The sequence below is a fragment of the Rhizobium sp. M10 genome (genome assembly GCF_002531955.1).
GTDB lineage: Bacteria > Pseudomonadota > Alphaproteobacteria > Rhizobiales > Rhizobiaceae > Rhizobium > Rhizobium etli_C.
Window position 1 is genome coordinate 26728 of record NZ_NWTA01000003.1, and the last position, 26680, is coordinate 53407.

Below are 26680 nucleotides of genomic sequence, written 5' to 3' on the forward strand. Positions count from 1 at the left end.
TGTTGTTGAATTCAACAACAGATTGAGGAGAAGAAACCATGCGCATCAAATTTGCCCTCGCCGCATCCCTGTTCGCCGTCAGCCTCGCAGGCGCTGCCTTCGCTCAGCCGACATATTCCGACGACTATACCAATGACAGTGACGGCTTTGCGCCGAGCCCGATGGCCAAGCCCGCTCCGGTTCACTACAGCAACCGCAAGGCCCCGGCCTATTCCAGCGATTACACCAATGACAGCGACGGCTTCGCCCCGTCCGCCATGGCCGTCCCAGTCGTCGACAAGACGGCGACCGCGAGCATCAAGCCCCTGCCCCCGTGCCACAGCATGGTCGGTCCGAGCGGCTCCCATACCAAGGGTGCGGATAGCGGCGCCTCTCGCACCGAAGCCTGCCGCGCAACGCATTGATCAAAAAAGGAAGGGGCCGCAAATTCGGCCCCTTCCTTTCAATCCGCTTCTACTGCATGTCGCCCGGAAGTGTGAGCGGTTCCGGGACAACGACATGCATAAAACAAAGGGCTAAAGCGCGTCGCATGAATCAAATTTGATGCGACGCGCTTTATCGCCTCAGAATACGAATGGAACGAGCCGGTAACGGGTCGTGGCCATGAAGGCCGTATAGGCGGGATCCTCCTTGAGCAAACGTTCCTCCGCCAGAAGCCGCAGACATTGCGCGCCAAGAGCCGTCGCATAAATGGCGAAATTCGAGATCGAGGGATTGGCTAGGAAGAAACTGACATGCGTCATCAAATAGCCCGCATACATCGGGTGGCGGACAAACCTGTAGGGGCCGCCGATCTTGACGCCACGGTTGGCCGGCACCAGACCGAAGCTTCGCCGCAATACCAGCTTTGCCGATATTTGCAGGGTAAAGCCGAGGCACATCACCATTCCACAGAGCCAGAGCGGCGCAAGCGGCTCCGTCGTCGTTGGAGAGACGAGCAGCGGGAAGAGCGTTCCTATGGCGGTGACGGTCCAGTCATAGACCCGAAGCGACGCATTCTTCGTCGGTCGGCGGGTCAGGATCAGAAAGGCGGCAGCGCCTTCCGAGACTAGCAGCAGGCAATCGATAATCGCTCTGTCACCGTGCGCCTGCGGCAGGATGCGCAGCACAATCGCGACAAAGAGATAGCCGACCAGGACCTTCTCGATGATGTCGAGGACGAAATAGATGTCGAGGAACGACCAGCCTGCCGCGTCTTTTATCTTCATTATTCCCAATGCTTCCGCAGATATACACCGGGCCGACATATATCTTGGCCGCAACTAAGGATGGGTTAAGCCGTTTACGAGAAAATCTCGCGGAGCGTCTCAAAATCAAATCGCGATCTTCGAGAATCAATTAACGCGTGAGTCGCGCTTCAGACCAGCGTGACGTGTTTCACCGTCGTCGATGCTTATGTCAGCAGCGGCGGCAATCACGGCCTACCGGCCGTGTTACACATATACAAGGTGATCAGCTTATACCGACATCATCGCCCGGCGAGCGTTCCCTGAAAAGGGATGGTGCGGTCGAGAAGACTCGAACTTCCACGGGTTGCCCCACAGCGACCTCAACGCTGCGCGTCTACCAATTCCGCCACGACCGCATCGTGGTAGGTGCCGATTTGCGTCGGCGGGGCAGCATGTAGCAAAAGCATTTGGGGTGCACAAGGGCGATATGACAGTTTTTTTGAAAACCTTTCACAGCATTTGAATTGGCTGGAAAACGGGTCCATATAGATCCCCTGCCGCCCCTATTTATCAGGTATTTCGGGGCAAGCGGCAAGGAATGGCCATGCTTCGCACCGATCTCGAATTCTCCATGCTCCCCAAACTCGATAGCCGCCCGGTGCGTTGGCGCATCGCCGATGGGCTCGTCGCCTATGAGGAAGCGGTGGAAGCGATGGAGCGGGAGGTCGCGGCGATCGCAGACGGCGGCGACGAGCTTGTCTGGCTCGTCGAGCATCCGCCGCTCTATACCGCCGGCACCAGCGCCAATGCGGGCGACCTCGTCCAGCCGGATCGCTTCCCGGTCTTTGCGACGGGACGCGGCGGCGAATATACCTATCACGGCCCCGGTCAGCGCGTCGCCTACGTCATGCTCGACCTGAAGCGCCGGCGCCAGGACGTGCGCGCCTTCGTCGCCGCCCTCGAGGAGGTCGTCATCCGCACGCTCGACATGATGAACGTGCGCGGCGAGCGGCGCGAGGATCGCGTCGGCGTCTGGGTGCGCCGCCCGGAAAAACCGTTGCTGGCCGACGGAACGATGGCTGAAGACAAGATTGCCGCCCTCGGCATCCGCTTGCGCAAATGGGTGACCTTCCACGGCCTGTCGCTGAACGTCGATCCGGACCTCGATCATTTCAGCGGCATCGTGCCCTGCGGGATATCGGCCTATGGCGTGACCAGCCTCGTCGACCTCGGCCTGCCTGTCATGATGGTGGATGTCGATGTCAGGCTGCGCGCCGCTTTCGAGACGGTTTTTGGCGAGACGGTGAACGAGACCTGACCGCTAAAGCGCTTCGCGATCCTTCAGATCGCTTCTTGCGCTTTAGGTCTTTGTTTTCCGCATGTCGTTGCCGCAAAACCGCTGCACACTTTTTCGCGACATGCTTTGGAGAGGTTTGACGGCTTGATTTGCCCGGCTTTCCCGTGATTGATGGGTGCCGTTCCCGCAAGAATCGGCCGCCATGTCAGAGCCCCATCAAAACTCCCTGCAGGGCATGGCCATCATGTCCGGCGCCATGTTCATCCTGCCGACCATGGACGCCATCGCCAAATACATGGCGACTTTCGAGGCGATGTCGCCGGGCCAGGTGACGTTCTACCGATTCTTTTTCCAGATCGCCTGCACCCTGCCGATCCTCGTCGCTCTTTTCGGGCTCAAGGCGTTTTCGGCCAAACGACCATGGATGAATATTCTGCGCGGCGTGCTGCACGGCGCTGCCAGCCTGCTGTTCTTCGTCGCCGTCAAATACATGCCGCTTGCCGACGTCTTCGCCATCTATTTCGTCGAGCCCTTCATGCTGACCGCCATGTCGGCTGTGTTTCTGGGAGAGAAGGTCGGCTGGCGCCGCTGGATGGCGATCGCCGTCGGTTTCGGCGGCGCGATGATCGTCATCCAACCCAGTTACGAGATTTTCGGCCTCAAGGCGCTGCTGCCGGTCGCCTGCGCCTTTCTGTTCTCGCTCTATCTTTTCCTCAACCGCGCGATCGGCGAGGCCGATTCGCCGCTCACCATGCAGACGATGGCCGGCATCGGCGGAACGGTCTTCATGGCCGCCGCCCTTCTCGCCGGCAACGGCGCCGGCAATGCGGATTTCACCATCTCCCTGCCCGCCTCCGGTCTCGGTCTCGTGCTGCTTCTCGCTCTCGGCTCGATCTCCGGCTATGCGCATCTGCTAATTGTCCGGGCTTTCCGGCTTGCGCCGCTGTCGCTGCTTGCGCCTTTCCAATATTTCGAGATCATCTCGGCCACTGTGCTCGGCTATGCGCTGTTCAACGATTTCCCGAATTTTTCCAAGTGGATCGGCATCTTCATCATCGTTGCATCGGGGCTCTTCATCATCTGGCGCGAGCGCCAGCAGCACAGTCGCTAAAATCCTCCTGAATTCGAGAGTATCGGGTTAACTCCCCTTCTTGAGGGATCGTCAATTCGCAGGGGATAAAACCGTCTGTGGCTTCATGATGAAGCCTGGAGTTAAAACATGAGCGAATTTCGTCTCGCTTTTCCGGCCTGCGTCGTGGCCGGCAAGCATCGGCTGGCGGCCGAAGATATCGTGCTATTGCGCAAACATGCCTTTCCCGAGGGAATCCGGACATCCCAGGATGTCGCGGCGATGTTGGCGCTCAACAATTCCTGTCCTGAGAAATGTGCCGAGTGGAATGCTTTCTTCGTGGAGCAGCTCGCCGGTTTCATAGTCAACCACACCTATCCGCAGGGCTCGTTGGATGACATCAACGTTGCCTGGATCATGCGCATGTTCACGACCGATGGCGTCGTCAACTCGGCGCTGGAGCTCGAGCTCATTCTCCACATCATGGAGATTTCGGCCGATGTCCCGGGTGAATTGAGAGCGCTTGCCCTCGACCAGCTTCGTTTGGCGATCACTGACGGCATCGGCGGCTACAAGCTGTCGCGCGCCGTCGACCGCAGGAGCATCACCCGCCAGGACGTCGACTTTACGATGCGAATCTTCAGAAGCATCGCCGCAGGCGGCGTCATCGTCGTGTCTCCGGCCGAATATGGCGTCTTCCAGCAGATCGAGCAGGCAACCCTGCCGGCTGCCAACCATCCGCACTGGGCCGGCATCATGGCTGCCGTCGAACTGCACGATCGTCCCGAGCCGCGCCGCAGCCGCTGGCTTCGCATCGTCGACGAAGAACCGGTTGCCAAAGCCGCGGTCGCCTGAGCTTTCTCAAGCCCGATTGTGCGTTCCGGTGTTTTATGCGTAAAACTCCGGAACGCATTTCTGGGTGGAGTCTCGATGTTCAAGAAAATCCTGATCGCGAATCGCGGCGAGATTGCCTGCCGCGTGATCAAGACCGCGCGCCGTATGGGCATTTCGACCGTTGCGGTCTATTCGGATGCGGATCGGGATGCGCTGCATGTCGAAATGGCTGACGAGGCCGTCCATATCGGCCCTGCCGCAGCCTCCGAAAGTTATCTGGTCGCCGAGAAGATCATCGCCGCCTGCAAGGCGACCGGCGCCGAGGCGGTGCATCCCGGCTACGGTTTTCTTTCCGAGCGCGCCTCTTTCTGCGCCGACCTGGAAAAGCAGGGCATCGTCTTCATCGGCCCGAAGCCAAAGGCGATCATGGCTATGGGCGACAAGATCGAATCGAAAAAATTCGCCAATGCCGCCGGCGTTTCGACAGTGCCCGGCCATCTCGGCATCATCGAGGATGCCGCCCATGCGGAAACGATCGCCGGCGGCATCGGCTATCCCGTCATGATCAAGGCGTCGGCCGGCGGTGGCGGCAAGGGCATGCGCATCGCCTGGAACAAGGCGGAGGTGCGCGATGGCTTCGAGCGCGCCCGCTCGGAGGCGAAAAGCTCCTTCGGCGACGACCGCATCTTCATCGAGAAGTTCGTCGTCGAGCCGCGCCACATCGAAATCCAGGTGCTGGCCGATGCCCATGGCAACGTCGTCTATCTCGGCGAGCGGGAATGCTCGATCCAGCGGCGCAACCAGAAGGTGGCCGAAGAGGCGCCCTCGCCTTTCCTCGACGAAAAGACCCGCAAGGGTATGGGCGAACAATCGGTGGCGCTGGCAAAAGCCGTCGAATACCAGAGCGCCGGCACCGTCGAATTCATCGTCGACCGCGACCGCAACTTCTATTTCCTCGAAATGAACACCCGCCTTCAGGTCGAGCATCCCGTCACCGAGCTCGTCACCGGCATCGATCTCGTCGAACAAATGATCTGCGTCGCGGCCGGAGAGCCGCTCAGCTTCGGCCAGGAGGATGTCAGCCTCGACGGCTGGGCGATCGAAAGCCGGCTCTATGCCGAAGATCCCTACCGCAATTTCCTGCCTTCGATCGGCCGCCTGACGCGCTACCGCCCGCCGGCGGAAGGCCGGACCGGCAATGTCATTATCCGCAACGATACCGGCGTCTTCGAAGGCGCTGAAATCTCGATGTATTACGATCCGATGATCGCCAAGCTCTGCACCTGGGCGCCGACGCGCGGCGAAGCGATCGACGCCATGGGCCGGGCGCTCGACGGCTTCGTCGTCGATGGCATCGAACACAATGTCCCCTTCCTGTCGGCGCTGATGAAACATCCGCGCTGGCGCGAAGGCCGGCTTTCCACCGGTTTCATCGCCGAGGAATATCCTGACGGCTTCGCGCCGATGAAGCCGGACCGGCAGGAGGAGGCCACGCTTGCTGCCATCGCGCTGTCGGCCTCGCTGATCGAGACGAACCGCCGCGACGGTTTCGCCGATCGCCTGCGCGCCGCATCCGGCCCGCTGCGTGAGCATTGGGTGGTCAAGACAGGCGAAAACTACGTCGATGTCAGATTGCTCGACGGCCTCGTCACCATCCCCTTCGATATGGACATGGCGGTAGAGGGCGAGAACCGGAGTGTTGTCACCGATTGGAGACCGGGTGATCCGGTCTGGAGCGGCAAGGTCAGCGGCCGGGATATCACTGCCCAGATCCGTCCCGTTCTCAACGGCCTGCGCATCGACTGGCAGGGATTGTCCGTCACCGCCAAGGTCTTTTCGCCGCGCCAAGCCGAACTCGACAGGCTGATGCCGGTGAAGCTGCCACCTGATACCTCCAAGCTCCTGCTCTGCCCGATGCCCGGCCTCGTCGTTGCCATCGCGGTTGCCGAGGGCCAGGAGGTCAAGGCCGGCGAGACGCTTGCGATCGTCGAAGCGATGAAAATGGAAAACGTGCTGCGCGCCGAGCGCGATCTCGTTGTTTCGAAGATCAATGCCGCGGCCGGCGAGAGCCTGGCCGTCGATGCCGTGATCATGGAATTCGCCTGAGAGAAAGCCGCGCGGCCGGCCGTTTTCGCTTGAGCGCGGCGCGCCGACCATGCCAAGCTCCGCCCCAATAACATTGTCAGGGAGATATCAAATGGACGTTCGCGCCGCCGTAGCCGTTCAGGCCGGCAAACCGCTGGAAGTGATGACCGTGCAGCTGGAGGGGCCGAGAGCCGGCGAAGTGCTGGTCGAGGTCAAGGCGACCGGCATCTGCCACACCGACGATTTCACCCTGTCGGGCGCCGATCCGGAAGGCCTCTTCCCGGCCATTCTCGGCCATGAGGGTGCCGGCATCGTCGTCGATGTCGGCCCGGGTGTGACTTCGGTCAAGAAGGGTGACCACGTCATTCCGCTCTATACGCCGGAATGCCGCGAGTGCTATTCCTGCCTTAGTCGCAAGACCAATCTCTGCACCGCCATCCGCTCGACCCAGGGCCAGGGTGTGATGCCTGACGGTACTTCGCGCTTTTCGATCGGCAAGGACAAGATCCATCATTATATGGGCTGCTCGACCTTCGCCAATTACACGGTGCTGCCGGAGATCGCCCTTGCCAAGGTCAATCCCGATGCCCCCTTCGACAAGATCTGCTACATCGGCTGCGGGGTGACGACCGGCATCGGCGCGGTGATCAACACCGCCAAGGTCGAGATCGGCGCCACCGCCATCGTCTTCGGCCTCGGCGGCATCGGCCTCAACGTCTTGCAGGGCCTGCGTCTTGCCGGCGCCGACATGATCATCGGCGTCGACATCAATCCGGAGCGCAAGGCCTGGGGCGAGAAGTTCGGCATGACGCATTTCGTCAATCCGAAGGAGGTCGGCGACGACATCGTGCCCTATCTCGTCAACATGACGAAGCGCAATGGCGACCTGATCGGCGGCGCCGACTATACCTTCGACTGCACCGGCAACACCAAGGTGATGCGCCAGGCGCTGGAAGCATCGCACCGCGGCTGGGGCAAATCGATCATCATCGGCGTTGCCGGCGCCGGCCAGGAAATCTCCACCCGGCCGTTCCAGCTGGTGACCGGCCGCAACTGGATGGGCACCGCCTTCGGCGGCGCCCGCGGCCGCACCGATGTGCCGAAGATCGTCGACTGGTACATGCAGGGCAAGATCCAGATCGACCCGATGATCACCCACACGATGCCGCTCGAAGACATCAACAAGGGCTTCGAGATGATGCACAAGGGTGAAAGCATCCGCGGTGTGGTGGTCTACTGATGGCTTCGACGACTTACACAGCCGACCTCAAGAGCGTCGATGAGCTCCTCGCGCGGGAGCTCTACGACCTCTTGAAAATGCGTGTCGATGTCTTCGTCGTCGAACAGAACTGTGCCTATCCGGAACTCGACGGCAAAGATATCGATGCCCTGCATCTACGGCTGATGGAGAGCGGCGAACTCCTGGCTTCGGCGCGGATCCTGAAACCGCACGGGCCGCAGGATCCGTCAAAGATCGGTCGCGTCGTCGTCTCGCCCGCCCATCGCGGCAAGCGGCTGGGCGATGCATTGATGAGCGAAGCGATCTCTGCTTGCGAACGGCTTTATCCGGCAAACCCCATCGGCTTGTCGGCGCAGGCCCACCTGCGCCGATTCTACGAAGCTTTCGGTTTCGTCGTGGCATCGGAGGAATATCTGGAAGACGGCATTCCCCATATCGATATGGTCCGCCAGCTTGCCATCCAGCCGGCAAGGATATTGTCATGATCTATGTCGATGCCGATGCCTGCCCGGTGAAGCCGGAAGTCCTGAAAGTTGCCGAACGCCACGGCCTCGAAGTTACCTTCGTCGCCAATTCCGGCCTGCGCCCATCGCGCGATCCGATGGTTCACAACGTCATTGTTTCCAACGCCTTCGATGCCGCCGACAACTGGATCGCCGAGCATGCCGGTCCGGGCGACGTCGTCGTCACTGCCGACGTACCGCTCGCCGTGCGCTGTGTCGCCACCGGCGCTTTCGTCAGCGGCCCGACGGGCCGTGTCTTCGACGAGACCAATATCGGCATGGCAAGCGCCATGCGCGATCTCGGCGCGCATCTGCGCGAAACCGGCGAGAGCAAGGGCTACAACGCCGCCTTCAGCCCGAAAGACCGCTCACGCTTCCTCGAAACCTTCGATCGCCTCTGCCGCCGCGCCAAGAGCCTCTCCTCGAGGGCTGGCCGGCAGCCCTGATCACGCCCGCATGAAACGGGTGGCATGGCGGCCATGCGGATTCCCCACCTTGAACGCAGCCGTCCCCTCACGCATATAGACGCTATCGCAGACGACTGCGGCATCCTGACGGATGCAACGTCGCGGGGACGGCCTCGCTCTTGAACAAGGAGAGTCGCATGGCCTGGTTTCTGCTTTTTCTTGCCGGTCTTTTCGAATGTGGTTGGGCGATCGGCCTTAAATATACGGATGGTTTCACGCGGCCGTTGCCGACAGCGTTGACTGTCATATCCATGGTGGTCAGCATCGTGCTGCTCGGCCTGGCGGTGAAGCATCTGCCGATCGGCACCGCCTATGCGGTCTGGACCGGCATCGGCACGGTCGGCACCGTGCTGCTCGGCATCTGGCTGCTCGGCGATGAGGCAAGTGTCTCCCGTCTTGCCTGTATCACGCTGATCGTCGGCGGCATCGCCGGTCTCAAGCTCACTGCCTAAATAAAGAAAACGCTGCGGGGCATTGCAACGCCCCGCAGCCTATATCATCAGGCTGTCTTGCGGCTGTCGACGGCAAACGCACCGGGGCCGGAGAAGAACAGGTAGAGGAAGACGAAGCAGAACAGGATCGCGGCGTCGCCCTCATTGACAACGGGGAAGAAGCTACGCGGCGCATGCGCCATGAAATAGGCGACCGCCATTTGGCCGGCCAGCACGAAGGCGACGGGACGCGTCAGCAGGCCGACGAGAATGAGGATGCCGCCGACCAATTCCAGGAGAGCCGCAAAAAGCATCAGCGGCGGCAGTGAGCCCTCCATCGCCGGAATCGGGAAACTGAAAAGCTTCATCGTGCCATGTTCGATGAACAGCAGCGCGGTGATGATTCTGAGAGCGGCCAGCCCATAGGGCTGATAGGCAGAAAGACGCTCGAAACTTGACATAAAACCTCTCCATTTAAAATATTGCAGCCGAGCGTTAGCCCGTCCCCGACAGGGATTGAACACACGGATCGCTGACATCCGTTCACTTTTTCGACAGCAGGCAAACACCTGAGCCGGCGGCTTTATTCATTTTCGAATGTCAGAGCGGAATGTTGTCGTGTTTCTTCCACGGATTGGCGAGATCCTTGTTGCGCAGCATCTTCAGGCCTCGCGCCAGCCGCCTCCGGGTCGAATGCGGCATGATCACCTCGTCGACATAACCGCGCTCGGCGGCGACGAAGGGGGACAGGAACCGGTCCTCGTACATTTTCGTATGGGCGGCGATCTTTTCCGGATCGGCGATATCCTTGCGGAAGATGATCTCGACCGCGCCCTTGGCGCCCATCACGGCGATCTGCGCCGTCGGCCAGGCATAGTTCAAGTCGCCACGCAGATGCTTCGACGCCATCACATCATAGGCGCCGCCGAAAGCCTTGCGGGTGATGACGGTGAGCTTCGGCACCGTCGCCTCGGCATAGGCAAAGAGCAGCTTGGCGCCATGTTTGATGAGCCCGCCATATTCCTGCGCAGTGCCCGGCAGGAAGCCCGGCACGTCGACGAAGGTGACGATCGGAATGTTGAAGCAGTCGCAGAAGCGCACGAAGCGGGCGGCCTTACGCGAGGCGTCGCTGTCGAGCACGCCGGCCAGCACCATCGGCTGGTTGGCGACGAAGCCGACGGTGGAACCTTCGATGCGGCCGAAGCCGCAGACGATGTTTCCGGCAAAGCTCGCCTGGATCTCGAAGAAATCCCCCTCGTCCGCCACCTTCCGGATCAGTTCCTTGATGTCATAAGGCTTGTTGGCGCTCGCCGGCACCAGGGTGTCGAGCGATGCGTCGGTCTCCGTCACCGACTGGTAACATTCGATCTCGGGCAGCGGCGCGGTGTTCGAAAGCGGCAGGAAATCGATCAGCCGGCGCACCTGCAGCAGCGTTTCGACATCATTCTCATAGGCGCCGTCGGCAATCGAAGAGCGGGTGGTATGCACCACCGCGCCACCGAGTTCCTCAGCGGTTACCGTCTCGTTGGTGACGGTTTTCACCACATCGGGGCCGGTGACGAACATGTAGGAGGTATCGCGCACCATGAAGATGAAATCGGTCATGGCAGGCGAATAGACGTCGCCGCCGGCGCAGGGACCCATGATGACGGAGATCTGCGGGATAACGCCCGAAGCGAGCACGTTGCGCTGGAACACTTCGGCATAACCGCCAAGTGCGGCCACGCCTTCCTGGATACGGGCACCGCCGGCATCATAGATGCCGACAATCGGCGCGCGGTTTTTCAGCGCCATGTCCTGCACCTTCATGATCTTCTCGGCATGCGCTTCCGAAAGCGAGCCGCCGAAGACGGTGAAGTCTTTGGCGAAGACGAAGACCGTTCGGCCATTGACCGTACCCCAGCCGGTGACGACGCCGTCGCCGGCAATACGGCTTTTGTCCATGCCGAAATCGGTGGAGCGATGTTCGACGAACATGTCGAACTCCTCGAAGGATCCCTCGTCGAGGAAGAGATCGATGCGCTCGCGCGCGGTCAGCTTGCCACGCTTATGCTGAGCCTCGATACGCGCCTTGCCGCCGCCAAGGCGGGCGATGCCGCGCCGGCGTTCCAGTTCTTCGAGAATTTCCTTCATGCGATCTCCCTCACCGCCTGCGTGTTCGATATGCGCTAGAGCATGATGCCGAAAAGTGTGAGCGGTTTTCGCACGACATCATGCTCTAACTCTTTAATTTAGAACAGGATTCAGATCTAAGGCCGATCGGGCCTAAGATCATCCTGTTCTAGCGGCTGCGTCCGCTGAGCGAGAAAACCGAGCGTATCCTGGCTGCCACATCATCGGCGATGATTTCGTCGGCAAGCTTGGGATCGGCGGCCATGCTGGTCACGTCGAAGGCGCTGACGGCGATCACCGACCCATCCTCCACCGAAGCCGCGTCGACGCTGATCTTGGCGACGTTGCGGTCCTTCTGGAAGCCGAGGCCTTTCTGGATGGATATCACGCGGATCGTCAGCACAACCCGCGGCAGCGCGGTATCACGCACAGTGGCATTGATCGCGGCATTGACGCGGTCGTTGATGCCGGAGAGCAGTTCGGCCGGCATGTTCGGTCCGGAGAGAACGACGGCGCTGCGCACATCGTAGAGCTGCGGCGCAGGCTTCGGACCTAAAAGGCTGGCGCAGTCCGTGAGCGCAATACAGACGAGTACGGCCCGGCAAAAACTCGACCTCAGCCAATTCATGACAAAATCCCGCACCCACCCCATTGGAGTCGCAGTTTCGTCATAATGCCCGGGAAGGCAATATGTTTCAGGCGCTTAGGGCGAAAAAAACATCCGCCGCCGCCTTGAACTCGACAAAGCGCTTGGCGCGGCGCTCCTCGGCTTCCTCGTCGCTGCCCCAATGCTCGATCGTCCAATCCTCGTCGAGATGGGCAAGCGACCACACCTCCTCAACCGTCAGCCGGCCCTCGGCGAAGGCGAGTGCCAGGATCGCCGAACCGGTCAGCGTCGTGATGGTGTGGAGAGCGGCGAGCGCCATCGGGCTCTGATGCCGCGCCAGCGTGATGGCAAAGGCTGCGGTCGCCTCGCGCGGCTGCTCGTGGTGCATCACCCCCTCAATGAGGATGAAGCGGGCGCCCAGATCATTGGCCGCCCAGTCGATTACCGGATCCCAGCGCTCCCTCTGGCGCTCGACCAGCAGTTCGGGTCCGTCGGCGCGGTAGCAGAGGAGGTCGCTCGAGGAAAAGCGCAGGATGTCCTCGAAGATCGCCTGCGCATTGGTGGCCACGCCGTCGAGCGCGGTGTTGACGAGCCGCGTCACCGGCATCGTCACCGGATCGATCTCTTCACCCTGCGCCTGCCATTCGGCGGCGACAAGCCGTGCCAGCGCCTCTGTGGGAACCGCGAGCACCTGGCGCGCCGGCGTGCGCACCATCTTGCCGTCGAGCGTAATGGCAAAACCGCCCTCATGCTCGGCAATGGCGACATCGGCATAGAAGCGCTTCGGCAGCGGCTTCTTCATCTGGATCTGCGCCCGGCGGATGGGATCGGGATGGCTCAGGCCTTCGGAAAGATCGTTCAGCAGATCGCGCATGGGCTCACCTCAGGAAAAATGGCGCAATATCTCGTTCGGATGATAGGCGATCGCATCGGCGCCATTGGCGATCAGCTCATCCACGCTGGCATAGCCCCAGGCAACGCCGATCGCCTTGGCGCCGGCAGCCTTTGCCATCTGCATATCGTAAACCGCATCGCCAATGACAATGGCATCGCGCGCATTCATGCCGGTTTCGTCACAGCATTCCGTCACCATGGCCGGATGCGGCTTGGAAGGGCAATCGTCGGCGGTGCGGGCAACGACAAAATGCTGGTCGAAGCCGTGCGTCTCCATCACGAGCTTCAGCCCGCGCCGGGATTTGCCGGTCACCGCCCCGATCAGCAGATCCTCGCGGCCGCTGATCGCGTCGATCATCTCGCGAATGCCGGCAAACAGCGGCTCCCTGTAGTCGAGATCCTGGCGCACGACCGTAAACAGCGATTTGTAATGCGCCGTCATGTCGATGTCCTGCTGCTCGACATGCGGCCTGCCCTGCATGCGGGCGATCGCGATATCCAGCGACAGGCCGATAATGGCCTTGGTGTCCTCAAACCGCGGTTCCGGCTTGCCGAACTTCTCGAAGGTGCGGCGCATCGTTTCGTGGATCAGCCCAGCGCTGTCGACCAGCGTGCCGTCGCAATCGAAAAGCGCAATTTTCATTCACTATCCCTTTCAGCACCGGCAAGATCGAGGCCGAGGAGGTTCCAGGTCTGCACCATATGCGGCGGCAACGGCGCGCTGACGCGCAGGCGACCGCCGGAAGGGTGCGGAATATCGATATGGCGCGCGTGTAGATGCAGACGCTTCTGGATACCGCCCGGAAAATCCCAATTCGGATCGTCGTCGAAATATTTCGGATCGCCGATGATCGGATGGCCGATGTGCAGGGCATGGACGCGCAACTGGTGGGTACGACCGGTATAAGGCTCCATCTCCAGCCATGCGAGGTTCTGCGCCGCCGTCTCCAGCACGCGGTAGAAGGAAATCGCATGATCGGCGCCGTCCTCGCCGTGTTTGGCGATGCGCATGCGATCGCCATCGGCGGTTGGCTCCTTGACGAGCCAGGTCGAGATCTTGTCCTCGTGCTTGCGCGGCACGCCCTTGACCAGTGCCCAGTAGGTCTTCTTGGTATCGCGCTCGCGGAAGGCGGCCGTCAGCTTCTGGGCGGCGCCGCGGGTGCGGGCGATGACAAGAACGCCTGACGTGTCGCGGTCGAGGCGGTGGACGAGCCGCGGCTTCTCGCCCTTGGGACTGGTCCAGGCTTCGAGCATCTGGTCGATATGCCGGGCGACACCGGAGCCGCCCTGCACCGCAAGCCCGGGCGGCTTGTTGAGCACGATCACCTTTTCGTCCTCATGCAGCACCATGCGCGACAGCAGTTCGAAATCGCTGGAATGCTTGAGATCCTTGCCGGCGATCGGACCGGATTTCAGCTTCGCATCGACATCGAGCGGCGGCACGCGCACCGTCTGGCCGGGCTGCACGCGCGCGTCCGATTTGACACGGCCGCCGTCGACGCGCACCTGGCCGGAGCGCAGCAGCTTCTGCAGCGGACCGAAGCCGAGCCCGGGAAAATGCACCTTGAACCAGCGATCGAGCCGCATGCCGGCTTCCTCGGGTTCAACCTTGATATGTTCTATGCCAGCCATAGTCGATCTTTCGGAAATTGCCGCACGGGCCGAGCCGGCGTTCTTGCCGGAGCCTTTAGAGCATTTTCACACAAAACGGAAACCGGAATCGAAATCAGGCAAAAGCGCGCATGACGGCGAGCCCTGATATGACAGCCGCCATCGAAAGCCCGACGCTTGCAGCGATATAGATCCCGCCGGCGACGGCCTCGCCGCGCTCGAACAGGGAGATCGCATCGAGCGAGAAGGCCGAGAAGGTGGTGAAGCCGCCGAGGAAGCCGGTAATCAGCAAGAGGCGCAGCTCCATTGAGGCGTTGAACCTGCGTGCGATCAGTTCGGCGAAGACGCCGATGACGAAGCAGCCGACCACATTGACGGCGAGCGTGCCCCAGGGGAAGGCGGGCCCCATGAGCCTCAGCGCCCATTGGCCGACGTAATATCTGAGAACGGAACCGATCGCGCCGCCGAGGGCGACAAGGAAAGCCTGAATCATAGACCGGATTTACCGCAATTCGGCAGCTGTTCCAATGGAATCGCGCGAATTCCTGCCACTCGGTAAAATGCCAATGATTTTCTTACGATAGCGCCAAGACCATGCCGCTACCGTGACGGCATGACGCAGCTCCTGTCCATATCGGCCAACACCGCCGCCATTGCCTTCGAATCGCTGAGGATACCGCAGCGTGTAGCAACGAGCACGGCAGCGCGTGATGCAAAGCGCATTGCCGACCGGCAATTGAAGGCCGAAAGCCCCGACCAGGCCGAGGAGCCCTCCAGCATCATTCAATCGACGGAAGTGGCGCTCGACCTGATGGCCAAAGGCAACCGCCAGCCGCAGACCGGCCTCAGGCAGGCGCTGCAATCCTACGAAGACGTCTGAGGCAACCGCTTTCCGAACGAAGCCACACCTGGGTTAGGAGCCCGCAGCCATGGCCGCGGGCTCCTGGACTGCGCTCACTTGCCCTGGGCCGACAGCACCTGCAGCACCAGGTCGACCTTGCCGGCCTTCTCAAAGGTCAGCGTCACGGGCACGGTATCGCCCTGCTTGAACGGCGTTTTCACCTTCTGGAACATCAGATGCAGGTTGCCGGGCTTGAGCTTGACGGTTTCGCCCGCAGCAATGGCGATGCCATCCTTCAGCTGCCGCATCCGCATGACATTGTCCTTCGTTTCCATCGCATGGATCTGAACCTCACCGGCCGCGGGCGAGCTTACCGACACCAGGCGATCGTCCGCCTGGCCGCTATTCCTCACCGTGAAGAAGCCGCCGCCGACCGGCTGGCCGGGCAGCATCGCCTTGGCGAAACCGCCTGAGATTTCAAGATCCCCCGCCTTGACCGTTTCGCCGGCCGGCACCGCAGCGCCCATTCCCGACATGTCCATGCCGGTTTTACCCATGTCCATGCCGGCCATGTCGTGATCGTGACCATGGCTATCCCCGGCGACGATCTTCAAGAGCGGCGCCGGATTTTTCATCCCATGCGGGTCGCTGCCGTCCTTTGCCACCTGATCCCAGGCCGCAACCGCGTCGCCGCACATCTGGATCACCGGAAAGGCCAGCGACGTACCCGCCGCAATGCCGGATACCTTCCCCTGGATGACGAAGGTGTCGTAGAAATCGTCGGAAAGATTGCCGTTCTTCCAGCGGATCTCGACCGCGCCCGTCTTCACCTTGTCGCCGTGGTTGTCGTAGGTCTTCTGGTAGTCGCCCTTGATCACTTCGAGCTCCCAGCCGGCTTTCGGCTGTGGCTTGGCGAAGACGAAGCCCTCCGGGAGTTTGACCCGCACTTCGGTGGTCGCCTTGCCGTCGCAACCATGCGGCAGCTGCAGCGTGGCGAGAATGGTGGTTTCCTGCGTCGCCTCCTTGTTGAGGAAGGTCATATGTGCCTCGGCGGCAAAGGCGGTTGCGGAAAGAAGCGCGGCAAGCGCAAAAGTCTTGATAGTCTTCATCGGATATCTCCTCGCCGGCCGCGGACTTCTCTTGGGCGGACCGGCATGCTGCGTCATAGGTTGCGGAGGCAGATCAGATGAGGGACGGAGGCGCGCGCGAATTCGCCCGGCTGACGGCGCTGGCGCCGGCAAAGGCGGCGATCTCGATCGGCGCATTGCCGAGCGAGGCGAGCTTGCGCTCAAGCCAGGACCCCGCATCCGGCGTCGGCAGGATCACCGAGGCCGATAGCCGGCAGGCCTCGCAATTCGGCTTGAAGGCGACAGTCTTGCCGCCGGTGTCTCTCACGGTGACGCAAAGCGAGGCAAAGCTGCCGTCGGGCAGCATATAGTCGGCAGCGTCATAGCCGTCGGAAGCGACAGCCTGCGGCGCCTGGTGGGCAAAACCGAGCAAAGCCAAGCTCAAGGCGCAAAGCATGCGCAGAAAGAGCGTTGCTTTCAGTCCGTTCCGCCGCATGAAATCCCCTTCAACAGCATGTCGCGATAGCCGGTTTCCCCTCAGATTGCAAAAGCAGATTTGCCGCAGCCGGCGGCCGGACCTGACTATGGCGACAAAAATTTGTCCGCTCACGACATTTGGCCTTGCCAAGCGCTGCGCCCGCCGGATAATTGCGGCCAACCCTGTTGGGAGAATCCGGTGCTTTCGCCACCGGTGCCGAAGGAGCAACCGCCCCGGAAACTCTCAGGCCAAAGGACCAGCAAGGGGCAGACGGAACTCTGGAGAGAAGCGTTCTCGAAACGCTCGCCGAAGGGATAACAATCTCAGGCGTCAAGGACAGAGGGGGCTCAGGAGAGAAGTGCGCAGCCGCGCCTTCAGATTTGAGCCCGCGCCTTCGCAACAAGGCGCAAACCCCGGAGGCGTCGTTTGGACGATACTGCTGCCCTGAAGAAAACCCCGCTGCATGCCCTGCATCTTTCGCTCGGCGCCCGCATGGTGCCGTTCGCGGGTTACGACATGCCGGTTCAATATCCGGCAGGCGTGATGAAGGAGCACCTTCATACCCGCACCGAGGCCGGCCTCTTCGATGTCTCCCACATGGGACAGGTCATCGTGAAGGCTAAGTCGGGCAGCTACGAGGATGCGGCTCTGGCGCTCGAAAGCCTCGTGCCGGTCGATATCTTAGGCCTTGCCGAAGGCCGCCAGCGCTATGGCTTCTTCACCGACGACAGCGGCTGCATCCTCGACGATCTGATGATCACTCATGTCGACGACCATCTTTTCGTCGTTGTCAACGCCTCGTGCAAGGAGGCCGATCTCGCCCATCTGCAGGCCCATATCGGCGACCAGTGCGACATCACGCTTCTGAACCGCGCTTTGATCGCGCTGCAGGGACCGCGTGCGGTCGAGGTTCTCGCCGAACTCTGGGCCGATGTCGCGGCGATGAAGTTCATGGATGTGCGCCACTGCCGCCTGCACGACGTTTCCTGCCTCGTCTCGCGCTCGGGCTACAGCGGCGAGGACGGCTTCGAAATCTCGGTTCCCGCCGACAAGGCCGTGGATGTCACCATGCGGTTGCTCGAACATCCCGACGTCCAGGCGATCGGTCTCGGCGCCCGTGATTCGCTGCGCCTGGAAGCCGGTCTCTGCCTTTATGGCAACGATATCGACACGACCACCTCGCCGGTCGAGGCCGCTCTGGAATGGGCGATGCAGAAGGCGCGGCGCGCCGGCGGCGCGCGTGCCGGCGGTTTTCCCGGCTCCGGCCGCATTCTCTCCGAACTCGAAAACGGCGCCGCCCGCCGCCGTGTCGGCCTGAAGCCGGAAGGCAAGGCGCCGGTGCGCGGCCATGCCAGGCTCTATGCCGATGCCGAGGGCCAGACCGAAATCGGTGAAGTCACCTCCGGCGGCTTCGGCCCCAGCGTCGAAGGCCCCGTCGCCATGGGCTACGTGCCGGTCTCTTATGCCGCGGCCGGCACGCAGGTTTATGCCGAGGTACGCGGCAAGTTCCTGCCCGTCACCGTCTCTGCCCTGCCCTTCGTTACGCCGACCTACAAACGCTGAAACCCTGTTTCCGAAAGGATTTTTCCATGCTGAAATTTACCGCTGAACATGAATGGCTTGAACTCGATGGCGATGTCGCAACCGTCGGTATCACCACCTATGCCGTCGAACAGCTGGGCGATCTCGTCTTCGTCGAGCTGCCCGAAATCGGCAAGAGCTTTGCGAAGAACGACGATGCGGCAACCGTCGAATCCGTCAAGGCAGCCTCCGAAGTCTATTGTCCGCTCGACGGCGAGATCACCGCTGTCAACGAGGCGATCGTCGCCGATCCCTCGCTCATCAACTCCGATCCGCAGGGCGCCGGCTGGTTCTTCAAGCTGAAGCTCAAGAATCGTGCCGATGCCGATGGTCTCCTCGACGAGGCCGCCTATAAGGAGCTCATCGCGTAATGACGACGCCGACCGAATTCCAGTTCACCGATTATCAGCCCTACGATTTCGCCAATCGCCGCCATATCGGCCCCTCGCCGGCCGAGATGACCGACATGCTGAAGGTGATCGGCTATAACAGCCTCGACGGGCTGATCGATGCGACGCTGCCGCCCGCCATCCGCCAGAAGGCGCCGCTCGTCTGGGGCGCGCCGATGACCGAGCGCGAGGCGCTCGACAAGCTGCGCGAGACCGCCAACAAGAACAAGGTGCTGGTCTCGCTGATCGGCCAGGGCTACTACGGCACGATCACGCCGCCGGTCATCCAGCGCAATATCCTGGAGAACCCAGCCTGGTACACGGCTTACACGCCCTATCAGCCTGAAATCAGCCAGGGCCGTTTGGAAGCGCTGCTGAATTACCAGACGATGATCTCGGACCTGACCGGCCTCGATGTCGCCAACGCCTCACTGCTCGACGAGGCGACCGCCGCTGCCGAAGGCATGGCAATGGCCGAGCGCGTCTCCAAGTCGAAGGCGAAGGCTTTCTTCGTCGATGCCGATTGCCATCCGCAGACCATCGCCCTCATCCGCACCCGCGCCGAACCGCTCGGCTGGAGCGTCATCGTCGGCAATCCCTTCACCGATCTCGATCCCGTCGACGTCTTCGGCGCGATCTTCCAATATCCCGGCACCCATGGTCACGTGCATGATTTCACCGGGCTGATCGCCCGCCTGCACCAGACCGGCGCCATCGCCGTCGTCGCCGCCGATATCCTGGCGCTGACGCTGCTGAAATCGCCCGGCGAAATGGGCGCCGATATCGCCGTCGGCTCCTCGCAGCGCTTTGGCGTCCCGGTCGGCTACGGCGGCCCGCATGCGGCCTATATGGCGGTCAAGGATGCCGTCAAGCGCTCGATGCCCGGCCGCCTTGTCGGCGTTTCCGTCGATGCCCGCGGCAACCGCGCCTATCGCCTGTCGCTGCAGACCCGCGAGCAGCATATCCGCCGCGAGAAGGCAACCTCGAACATCTGCACTGCTCAGGTGCTGCTCGCCGTCATGGCCTCGATGTATGCGGTCTTTCATGGGCCTGATGGCATCAAGGCGATCGCCCAGCAGGTGCATCAGAAGGCCGTGCTGATGGCCAAGGGCCTGGAAAAGCTCGGCTATAAGGTTGAACCCGAAAGCTTCTTCGACACGATCACCGTCGATGTCGGCCATATGCAGGGGCTCATCCTACGCGCCGCCGTCGCCGAAGGCGTCAATCTGCGCAAGGTCGGCGAAACCGGGATCGGCATGAGCCTCGACGAGCGCACGCGGCCTGCGACCCTCGAAGCCGTCTGGCGCGCCTTCGGCGGCAATTTCACCATCGCCGATTTCGAGCCCTCCTACCGCCTGCCGAAGGGCCTGCTCCGGACCAGCGATTATCTCACCCATCCGATCTTCCACATGAATCGGGCCGAGAGCGAGATGACGCGTTATATCCGCCGGCTCTCCGACCGGGATCTCGCGCTCGACCGCGCCATGATCCCGCTCGGCTCCTGCACGATGAAGCTCAATGCGACGGCGGAAATGCTGCCGATCACCTGGCCGGAATTTTCCGATATCCATCCCTTCGTGCCGGCCGACCAGGCGCTCGGCTATCGCGAGATGCTCGACGACCTGACGGAAAAGCTCTGCGCCGTCACCGGCTACGACGCCTTCTCGATGCAGCCGAATTCCGGCGCTCAAGGCGAATATGCCGGCCTGCTGACGATCCGCAACTACCACATCGCCAATGGCGAGGCTCATCGCGACGTCTGCCTGATCCCGACCTCGGCGCACGGCACCAACCCGGCCTCGGCCCAGATGGTCGGCATGAAGGTGGTGGTCGTCAAGGTGCGTGAGGACGGCGACATCGACATGGAGGACTTCCGTGCGAAGGCCGAAGAGCATGCGGCAAATCTCTCCTGCTGCATGATCACCTACCCCTCGACGCACGGCGTCTTCGAGGAGACGGTCAAGGAGATCTGCGAACTGGTGCACAAACACGGCGGCCAGGTCTATCTCGACGGCGCCAACATGAACGCCATGGTCGGCCTGTCCCGCCCCGGCGACATCGGCTCCGACGTGTCGCATCTCAACCTGCACAAGACCTTCTGCATCCCGCATGGCGGCGGTGGCCCCGGCATGGGCCCGATCGGCGTCAAGGCGCATCTGGCGCCCCACCTGCCCGGCCACCCCGAGACCGACGGCCGTCCGGGCGCGGTTTCGGCCGCCGCCTTCGGTTCGGCTTCGATCCTGCCGATCTCCTGGAGCTACTGCCTGATGATGGGCGGCGAAGGCCTGACGCAGGCGACCAAGGTGGCGATCCTCAACGCCAACTATATCGCCGCCCGGCTGAAGGGCGCCTATGATGTGCTCTACAAGTCGAAGACCGGCCGGGTGGCGCATGAATGCATCATCGACACCCGGCCGCTGGTCGACAGTTCAGGCGTCACCGTCGACGACGTCGCCAAGCGGCTGATCGACTGCGGCTTCCATGCGCCGACCATGAGCTGGCCGGTGGCCGGCACGCTGATGATCGAGCCGACGGAAAGCGAGACCAAGGCCGAGCTCGACCGTTTCTGCGAGGCGATGCTGGCGATCCGTGAGGAATCCCGCGCCATCGAGGACGGCCGGATGGACAAGGTCAACAACCCGCTGAAAAACGCCCCGCACACGGTGGAAGACCTCGTCGGCGAATGGGACCGCCCCTACAGCCGGGAACAGGCCTGCTTCCCGCCCGGCGCCTTCCGCGTCGACAAATACTGGTCGCCGGTCAACCGCGTCGACAACGTCTATGGCGACCGCAACCTGATCTGCACCTGCCCGCCGGTGGAAAGCTACGCGGAAGCAGCGGAGTAACAGCAATTCGGCAAGCCCCTCCCGTCGTCGGGAGGGGCTGGTTGCGGCCTCAACGTTTGGCAAGCGGTCGAACCCAGCGATGCCCGTTTCTGGGCACAGGGTTCAAATTTAACCTTTCTTAGCAAGTCCCTGTTAGCTTTTCATAAAGGCGGTTCCGATCACCGTCGATCTCTTGTTTTGCGTACAGGTTCTCATGCGTCCATCGGCTGTATCTGCAATCTTCCTCGCCGCCCTGATCCTGTCGGGATGCGCCGCCAGTTCCGGGGCCGAAGATGTGCTCACTCCTGTGCCTTCGGCGGAAACAACCAATGCGATCACCAAGCCGGACGGCCCGATACCGGCCGCCGCCGTGGGCGACACCGCACAGGCAAGCGCGCCGCAGGAAGCGTTGAGCTGGACCGGGCCGGTTCCGGAGCCGCAGGCGCTCGTGCCCGCGGAAAGGCCGGTCGGCATGCCGATGCCGACAGAAAAGCCCGTGGCGATGCTCATGCCTTCCAACCCAAGAATCGAGCCCGATCTCCGCACGAGATCGCCATCGCGCGGCCAGATCTACGGCCACCGTTTCCGCGACGCCAAGCCGATTAATTTCGGCTCGACGTCGCCGAGAAAGCTTGCCGTGCACGGCGTCGACGTATCGCGCTGGCAAGGTGAAATCGACTGGGAGACGTTGCGCAGGCAAGGCGCGAACTTCGTCTATATCAAGGCGACGGACGGCGGCGATCACCTCGATCCGATGTTCAGGAAGAACTGGCGCCGGGCCAAGGAAGCCGGCCTGAAACACGGCGCCTACCACTTCTTTTACTGGTGCCGGACGGCAGGCGAACAGGCCGACTGGTTCATCCGCAACGTACCGAGAGAAGCAAACGCGCTTCCGCCCGTGATCGACGTCGAATGGAACGGCGAATCGAGCTGCAAGCGGCGGATTTCCCCCGCCCGCGTCCGGGAAAAGATGCAGGTGTTCATGGACAAGCTGGAGCGTCATTACGGCCAGCGCCCGATCATCTACACGGCACCGGATTTCTACCGCGACAATTTGAAGGGCCAGATGCTCGACTATCCCTTCTGGCTGCGCTCAGTGGCCGCCCACCCCTCCAAGGTTTATCCGGGCCGCAAATGGGTCTTCTGGCAATATTCCGGTTCGGGTCTTTCCGACGGCGTCGACGGCAAGATCGATCTCAACGTCTTCAACGGCAACGAAAGCGATTGGCACGACTGGGTTGCGTCGCGGTAGCAGGCAGGTCACGGCCCCAGCTTTCCTGTCTCAGTCCGGAACAGGTGGGCGGTGTTATCTCCGTGCCCATAGATCTTTGCTAACGCAACCCGTTCAACATTCCCTAAGCCATTGCAGGTACAAGCATTCCATTCAGATCTGGGGAACGGCTGATGAGCATATCGGGCATTACCAACATTGCTCTTTCGGGAATGAGGGCGCAGACGACGCGGATCGGCGCAATCGCCAGCAATGTTGCAAACAGCAGCACGCCCGACTATGCCAGACTGAATACCAGCCTCGCCTCCACAGAGCCGGGCGTTCGCGCAACCGTTGAAGCGACGTCGTCGGACGTCGACCTCGCCACTGAACTGACTGATATGCTCGAAGCCGAGCAAAGCTACAAGGCGAACGCCGTCGTCTTCGAAACCGGCGCCGACTTGTGGGAAATGCTGATGAGCATCAAGCGCGACTGAGCGCCCACTCCTAAGATAGGCCGCGGTCTAACTCGGCAGAAATTCTCCACCGGCGTGATTCTTCAGGAATGCACAGGCTCGCTCTGCCGTTGCGCGGCAAGGGCCGCGAGATCGGCGGGTTTCAATTCGACGGATTCGCCGCAGCCGCAGGCCGATGTCTGGTTCGGGTTGGTGAAGGTGAAGCCGGAGCGCAGCGTCGTCTGCTCGAAGCCCATCTCTGTGCCGAGCAGATAGAGCACGGCCGATGGTTCGACCCAGACCCTGGCGCCGTCGCGCTCGATCAGGTCGTCCTTGGCGTTGGGTTCGGTCACCAGGTCGATGGTATACTCCATCCCGGCGCAGCCGCCCTTCTTGATGCCGACGCGAACGCCCTTGGCTTCCGGCCCGGAATTTTCGACGATCGCCTTGACGCGGGCCGCAGCCCCGTCCGTCATGCTCATCACTGCAAAGCCCATCGGCTTCATCTCCTTCCACAACCGGGGTCAAGATCCGGTGCTTCGTGATTCAAATGTAGTCGTCCGAGGTAAACGGATCAATACCGAGGGATGTCAGTACCAGCCGACGGCGACCTGCGCCTCTTCCGACATGCGGTCCGGCGTCCACGGCGGATCGAAGGTCATTTCGACCTCGACACCAGACACGCCTTCGACGGCGCCGACGGCGTTTTCCACCCAGCCCGGCATCTCGCCGGCGACCGGGCAGCCGGGCGCGGTCAGCGTCATCATGATCTTCACCATCCTGTTGTCCTCGATGTCGATCTTGTAGATCAGACCGAGTTCGAAGATGTCGGCGGGAATTTCCGGGTCGTAGACGGTTTTCAGCGCGCCGATGACGTCGTCGCTCAGCCGTGCCAGTTCATCGGCCGGGATGCTGGAATGCACGATCCCTTCGCGCACGTCGATCTTCTGTTCGCTTTCGTCCAGGCTCATCACGGACACTCCTCAAGCAAAGAACTTGCGCGCATATTCAAGCGCATCGGCCAGGGCATCGACCTCGGCGCGGGTATTGTACATGCCGAAGGATGCACGGCATGTGGCGGTGACGCCGAAGCGTTTCAAGAGCGGCATGGCGCAATGGGTGCCGGCACGCACCGCAATGCCCTGCCGGTCGATCACCATCGAGACGTCGTGGGCGTGGATGCCGGCAAGCTCGAAGGAAAAAATACTGCCCTTGTCGGGCGCCGTGCCGAACACGCGCAGCGAATTGATCGATTGCAGCCGCTCGACCGCGTAAGCGGCAAGATCGGCCTCATGGCGGGCGATCGCCTCGCGGCCGACCTTCTCCATATAGTCGAGCGCATAACCGAGACCGATCGCCTGGACGATCGGCGGCGTACCGGCTTCGAAGCGATGCGGCGGATCGTTGTAGGTGACCGCATCCTCGGCAACCTCGAAGATCATCTCGCCACCGCCCTGGAAGGGGCGCATCTCGAAAAGCCGCTCCTTCTTGCCGTAGAGCACGCCGATGCCCGACGGGCCGTAGAGCTTGTGGCCGGTCATGACGTACCAGTCGCAATCGATATCCTGCACGTCGACGGGCAGGTGCACGGCGCCCTGGCTGCCGTCGATCAAGACCGGAATGCCGCGTTCATGCGCGATGCGGCAGACCTCTTTGACCGAAACGATCGTGCCGAGCGCATTCGACATATGGGTGATGGCGACGAGTTTCGTGCGCTCCGTCAGGCACTTCTCGAAATCCTCGATATGGAAGGCGCCCTCGTCATCCACCGGCACCCAGACCAGTTTGGCGCCCTGCCGCTCGCGAATGAAATGCCAGGGCACGATGTTGGAGTGGTGCTCCATGATCGTCAGGACGATCTCGTCAGCTTCGCCGAGCTTGGGCATGCCCCAGCCATAGGCGACGGTGTTGATCGCTTCGGTCGAATTCTTGGTGAAGACAATGTCGTTGACCGAAGGGGCGTTGAGGAAGCGGCGCACCTTCTCGCGCGCCGCCTCGTAGGCATCCGTCGCGACATTGGAGAGATAATGCAGGCCACGATGCACATTGGCGTATTCGTGGCTATAGGCATGCGAGATGGCGTCGATCACCGACTGCGGCTTCTGGGCCGAGGCGCCGTTGTCGAGATAGACCAGCGGCTTGCCGTGCACCTTCTCCGCCAGGATCGGAAAATCCCGGCGGATGGCTTCGACGTCGTATGGCGTGGCCGGCACGATCTTGTCCATTGTTGTATCCGATCAGGCGTGCTTCTCGAGCCAGGCCGAGATCACGCCTTCCAGCGCCTCGACCAGGGCCTCGTCTTCCAGTTCCTCGACGATCTCGGCGACGAAGGCGTTGACGAGCATTGCCCGCGCCTTGTTCTCCGGAATGCCGCGCGCCATCATGTAATAGAGATGATTGGCGTCGATATCGGTCACCGTCGCGCCGTGGCCGCACTGGACGTCGTCGGCGAAGATCTCGAGCTCGGGCTTGACCGAGAACTCGGCATCGTCCGACATCAGCAGCGTGTTGCACGCCATTTTGGCGTCGGTCTTCTGCGCATCGGGAGCCACCCGGATCATGCCCTGGAAGACACCCTTGGCGCGGTCGAAGACGACGTTGCGGATTACCTCGGTCGAGCCGGTATGCGGCACGTCGTGGCCGAGCACCATTGTCACGTCGGTATGGCTGTCGGCCCCGAGCAGGTTGATGCCGCGCAGCGTCAGGTCGGCGCCCTCGCCCGTCACCTTGATATGCAGTTCCTGGCGCACCAGCTTGCCGCCGGCATTGATGACGAACAGGCGAAGCTTGGCATCGGCGCCGAGATCGACGCGGATCTGGCCGAGATGCGTATCGTCAGCACCCTGCTGCTGCAGGATGATCCATGTCAGTTCCGTGCCTTTGCCGACGGTGATGTCACTGACATGGGACACGAAGGCAGCATCGCCCGTCACCGCACGGTGACGCTCGATAACGGTTGCCTTGACGCCGGCGCCGAAGGAAACGGGAAGGCGCGTATGCGTCTGCCCGCCAGCATGGATGAACTGGATCTCGAGCGGATTTTCAAGCTCGGTATCATCGGGCACGTCAACCACATAGCCGTCGCGCACGAAGCTGCCATTGATGCGGCCGACCGCATCGTCGCTGCCGAGCGCATCGAGCCCGCCTGCGGCCGAGCCGTCACGCAGACGTTCGCTATAGGCTGACACGCCAAGGCCCTCTGCGACCGCCTTCTGATTGGCATGGCCCTGGATCACCGCCAGCACCCTGGAACCCGCGACGAGCGGCTCAAGCGGGTCGGAGCCGGCGTCGCCTGCCTGCGGCGGCAAGCCGCGCAGCAGGTTTTTGAAGTCGGTGTAATGCCAGGCTTCGATGCGGCGGGTCGGCAGGCCGGCCTTCTTCAGGTCATCGAGAAGCCGGTCGCGCAGCGCCGTCACCATGCCGTTGCCCGGCAACTCGCCGATCTGCTGGTTGAAGGCGTCGATCAGCGCGGTTTCGGCCGCGGTCAGGCGACTCGTCGTCTGCATGTTCATGGA

28 protein-coding genes, 1 tRNA gene, 1 pseudogene and 2 riboswitches are annotated in these 26680 nt (G+C 61.9%); of the genes and pseudogenes, 15 read left to right on the forward strand and 15 right to left on the reverse strand.

All coding sequences use genetic code 11. From position 1 onward, the window contains the following. Nucleotides 1–38 precede the first annotated feature (38 nt). The gene (locus CO671_RS05415) at nucleotides 39–404 is read left to right on the forward strand and encodes a hypothetical protein (RefSeq protein ID WP_097605100.1); all 366 of its coding nucleotides are present in this window, start codon (nucleotides 39–41) and stop codon (nucleotides 402–404) included. Between the two features lie 159 nt (nucleotides 405–563). Here the strand turns inward: CO671_RS05415 and CO671_RS05420 are convergent, their stop codons facing one another. After that, nucleotides 564–1208: a methyltransferase gene (locus tag CO671_RS05420; protein ID WP_097605101.1), complete on the reverse strand. Its 645-nt coding sequence runs from the start codon at nucleotides 1206–1208 to the stop codon at nucleotides 564–566. 292 nt (nucleotides 1209–1500) lie between these two features. Next, a tRNA-Leu gene (locus CO671_RS05425) sits at nucleotides 1501–1585 on the reverse strand. Nucleotides 1586–1767: 182 nt separating this feature from the next. On the opposite strand from CO671_RS05425, the gene lipB reads away from it, so the two are divergent. The 8 genes and pseudogenes from lipB to sugE all read left to right on the forward strand — a co-directional run bounded on the left by lipB (nucleotide 1768) and on the right by sugE (nucleotide 9116). Further along, entirely contained in the window at nucleotides 1768–2487 is a 720-nt protein-coding gene (lipB, locus tag CO671_RS05430) for a lipoyl(octanoyl) transferase LipB (RefSeq protein WP_097605102.1), read from the forward strand. Between the two features lie 181 nt (nucleotides 2488–2668). Further along, nucleotides 2669–3588 (forward strand): annotated as a pseudogene (locus tag CO671_RS05435) (DMT family transporter). Between the two features lie 97 nt (nucleotides 3589–3685). Further along, entirely contained in the window at nucleotides 3686–4390 is a 705-nt protein-coding gene (locus tag CO671_RS05440; protein ID WP_097605103.1) for a hypothetical protein, read from the forward strand. A gap of 75 nt (nucleotides 4391–4465) precedes the next feature. After that, nucleotides 4466–6475 (forward strand): acetyl/propionyl/methylcrotonyl-CoA carboxylase subunit alpha, encoded by a 2010-nt coding sequence (locus CO671_RS05445; RefSeq protein WP_097605104.1) that lies wholly within the window; start codon nucleotides 4466–4468, stop codon nucleotides 6473–6475. Nucleotides 6476–6566: 91 nt separating this feature from the next. Next, complete coding sequence (locus CO671_RS05450; protein WP_097605105.1) at nucleotides 6567–7694, forward strand: S-(hydroxymethyl)glutathione dehydrogenase/class III alcohol dehydrogenase; 1128 nt, start codon at nucleotides 6567–6569, stop codon at nucleotides 7692–7694. Continuing rightward, nucleotides 7694–8179 carry a GNAT family N-acetyltransferase gene (locus CO671_RS05455; RefSeq protein ID WP_097605106.1) on the forward strand — a complete coding sequence of 162 codons (486 nt, stop codon included), beginning with the start codon at nucleotides 7694–7696 and terminating at the stop codon, nucleotides 8177–8179. Before CO671_RS05450 ends, CO671_RS05455 begins: the two co-directional genes overlap by 1 nt. Then, nucleotides 8176–8643 (forward strand): YaiI/YqxD family protein, encoded by a 468-nt coding sequence (locus CO671_RS05460; RefSeq protein ID WP_097605107.1) that lies wholly within the window; start codon nucleotides 8176–8178, stop codon nucleotides 8641–8643. The genes CO671_RS05455 and CO671_RS05460 overlap by 4 nt, the downstream gene beginning before the upstream one ends. A 158-nt stretch (nucleotides 8644–8801) precedes the next feature. Next, a complete protein-coding gene (gene sugE / locus CO671_RS05465; RefSeq protein ID WP_010026457.1) occupies nucleotides 8802–9116 on the forward strand; it encodes a quaternary ammonium compound efflux SMR transporter SugE in 315 nt (104 codons plus the stop codon). 47 nt (nucleotides 9117–9163) lie between these two features. On the opposite strand, the gene CO671_RS05470 is transcribed toward sugE, so the two are convergent. The 7 genes from CO671_RS05470 to crcB all read right to left on the reverse strand — a co-directional run bounded on the left by CO671_RS05470 (nucleotide 9164) and on the right by crcB (nucleotide 14812). After that, nucleotides 9164–9556: a DoxX family protein gene (locus CO671_RS05470; RefSeq protein ID WP_097605108.1), complete on the reverse strand. Its 393-nt coding sequence runs from the start codon at nucleotides 9554–9556 to the stop codon at nucleotides 9164–9166. 139 nt (nucleotides 9557–9695) lie between these two features. Then, nucleotides 9696–11228, reverse strand: a complete 1533-nt coding sequence (locus CO671_RS05475; protein ID WP_097605109.1) for an acyl-CoA carboxylase subunit beta — start codon at nucleotides 11226–11228, stop codon at nucleotides 9696–9698. 148 nt (nucleotides 11229–11376) lie between these two features. Next, complete coding sequence (locus CO671_RS05480; RefSeq protein ID WP_097605110.1) at nucleotides 11377–11835, reverse strand: hypothetical protein; 459 nt, start codon at nucleotides 11833–11835, stop codon at nucleotides 11377–11379. A gap of 67 nt (nucleotides 11836–11902) precedes the next feature. Then, on the reverse strand, nucleotides 11903–12688 hold the full coding sequence (locus tag CO671_RS05485; protein ID WP_097605111.1) for an ATP12 family chaperone protein: 786 nt from the start codon (nucleotides 12686–12688) through the stop codon (nucleotides 11903–11905). Nucleotides 12689–12697: 9 nt separating this feature from the next. Then, nucleotides 12698–13351: an HAD-IA family hydrolase gene (locus CO671_RS05490; protein ID WP_097605112.1), complete on the reverse strand. Its 654-nt coding sequence runs from the start codon at nucleotides 13349–13351 to the stop codon at nucleotides 12698–12700. After that, on the reverse strand, nucleotides 13348–14340 hold the full coding sequence (locus CO671_RS05495; RefSeq protein ID WP_097605113.1) for an RluA family pseudouridine synthase: 993 nt from the start codon (nucleotides 14338–14340) through the stop codon (nucleotides 13348–13350). Before CO671_RS05495 ends, CO671_RS05490 begins: the two co-directional genes overlap by 4 nt. A gap of 94 nt (nucleotides 14341–14434) precedes the next feature. Next, nucleotides 14435–14812 (reverse strand): fluoride efflux transporter CrcB, encoded by a 378-nt coding sequence (crcB, locus tag CO671_RS05500; protein ID WP_097605114.1) that lies wholly within the window; start codon nucleotides 14810–14812, stop codon nucleotides 14435–14437. A 120-nt stretch (nucleotides 14813–14932) separates the two neighbouring features. Between crcB and CO671_RS05505 the strand changes: the two genes are divergently transcribed. Further along, nucleotides 14933–15199, forward strand: a complete 267-nt coding sequence (locus CO671_RS05505) for a hypothetical protein (protein WP_097605115.1) — start codon at nucleotides 14933–14935, stop codon at nucleotides 15197–15199. Between the two features lie 74 nt (nucleotides 15200–15273). On the opposite strand, the gene CO671_RS05510 is transcribed toward CO671_RS05505, so the two are convergent. Further along, on the reverse strand, nucleotides 15274–16269 hold the full coding sequence (locus CO671_RS05510) for a copper chaperone PCu(A)C (RefSeq protein ID WP_097605116.1): 996 nt from the start codon (nucleotides 16267–16269) through the stop codon (nucleotides 15274–15276). 73 nt (nucleotides 16270–16342) lie between these two features. Beyond that, entirely contained in the window at nucleotides 16343–16723 is a 381-nt protein-coding gene (locus CO671_RS05515; RefSeq protein ID WP_010031816.1) for a hypothetical protein, read from the reverse strand. 158 nt (nucleotides 16724–16881) lie between these two features. Then, a riboswitch (glycine riboswitch) is annotated at nucleotides 16882–16970 on the forward strand. A 3-nt stretch (nucleotides 16971–16973) separates the two neighbouring features. Continuing rightward, nucleotides 16974–17055: riboswitch (glycine riboswitch) on the forward strand. A 76-nt stretch (nucleotides 17056–17131) separates the two neighbouring features. Between CO671_RS05515 and gcvT the strand changes: the two genes are divergently transcribed. From gcvT to CO671_RS05540, 5 genes are all read left to right on the forward strand, one after another. Further along, nucleotides 17132–18268, forward strand: a complete 1137-nt coding sequence (gene gcvT / locus CO671_RS05520; RefSeq protein ID WP_097605117.1) for a glycine cleavage system aminomethyltransferase GcvT — start codon at nucleotides 17132–17134, stop codon at nucleotides 18266–18268. 26 nt (nucleotides 18269–18294) lie between these two features. Continuing rightward, the gene (gene gcvH, locus CO671_RS05525; protein ID WP_097583877.1) at nucleotides 18295–18657 is read left to right on the forward strand and encodes a glycine cleavage system protein GcvH; all 363 of its coding nucleotides are present in this window, start codon (nucleotides 18295–18297) and stop codon (nucleotides 18655–18657) included. Beyond that, the gene (gene gcvP / locus CO671_RS05530; protein WP_097605118.1) at nucleotides 18657–21521 is read left to right on the forward strand and encodes an aminomethyl-transferring glycine dehydrogenase; all 2865 of its coding nucleotides are present in this window, start codon (nucleotides 18657–18659) and stop codon (nucleotides 21519–21521) included. Before gcvH ends, gcvP begins: the two co-directional genes overlap by 1 nt. A 193-nt stretch (nucleotides 21522–21714) precedes the next feature. Beyond that, nucleotides 21715–22752, forward strand: coding sequence for a GH25 family lysozyme (locus CO671_RS05535; protein WP_097605119.1), 1038 nt, complete (start codon nucleotides 21715–21717; stop codon nucleotides 22750–22752). A 152-nt stretch (nucleotides 22753–22904) separates the two neighbouring features. After that, nucleotides 22905–23207, forward strand: a complete 303-nt coding sequence (locus tag CO671_RS05540; RefSeq protein WP_097605120.1) for a flagellar basal body rod C-terminal domain-containing protein — start codon at nucleotides 22905–22907, stop codon at nucleotides 23205–23207. 62 nt (nucleotides 23208–23269) lie between these two features. Here the strand turns inward: CO671_RS05540 and sufA are convergent, their stop codons facing one another. The 4 genes from sufA to sufD all read right to left on the reverse strand — a co-directional run bounded on the left by sufA (nucleotide 23270) and on the right by sufD (nucleotide 26677). Continuing rightward, nucleotides 23270–23662, reverse strand: coding sequence for a Fe-S cluster assembly scaffold SufA (gene sufA, locus CO671_RS05545; protein ID WP_010029027.1), 393 nt, complete (start codon nucleotides 23660–23662; stop codon nucleotides 23270–23272). 93 nt (nucleotides 23663–23755) lie between these two features. Then, a complete protein-coding gene (locus tag CO671_RS05550) occupies nucleotides 23756–24136 on the reverse strand; it encodes an SUF system Fe-S cluster assembly protein (RefSeq protein WP_010029026.1) in 381 nt (126 codons plus the stop codon). Nucleotides 24137–24148: 12 nt separating this feature from the next. Next, nucleotides 24149–25390 carry a cysteine desulfurase gene (locus CO671_RS05555; protein ID WP_097605121.1) on the reverse strand — a complete coding sequence of 414 codons (1242 nt, stop codon included), beginning with the start codon at nucleotides 25388–25390 and terminating at the stop codon, nucleotides 24149–24151. A 12-nt stretch (nucleotides 25391–25402) separates the two neighbouring features. Further along, nucleotides 25403–26677 (reverse strand): Fe-S cluster assembly protein SufD, encoded by a 1275-nt coding sequence (sufD, locus tag CO671_RS05560; protein WP_097605122.1) that lies wholly within the window; start codon nucleotides 26675–26677, stop codon nucleotides 25403–25405. Nucleotides 26678–26680 lie beyond the last annotated feature (3 nt).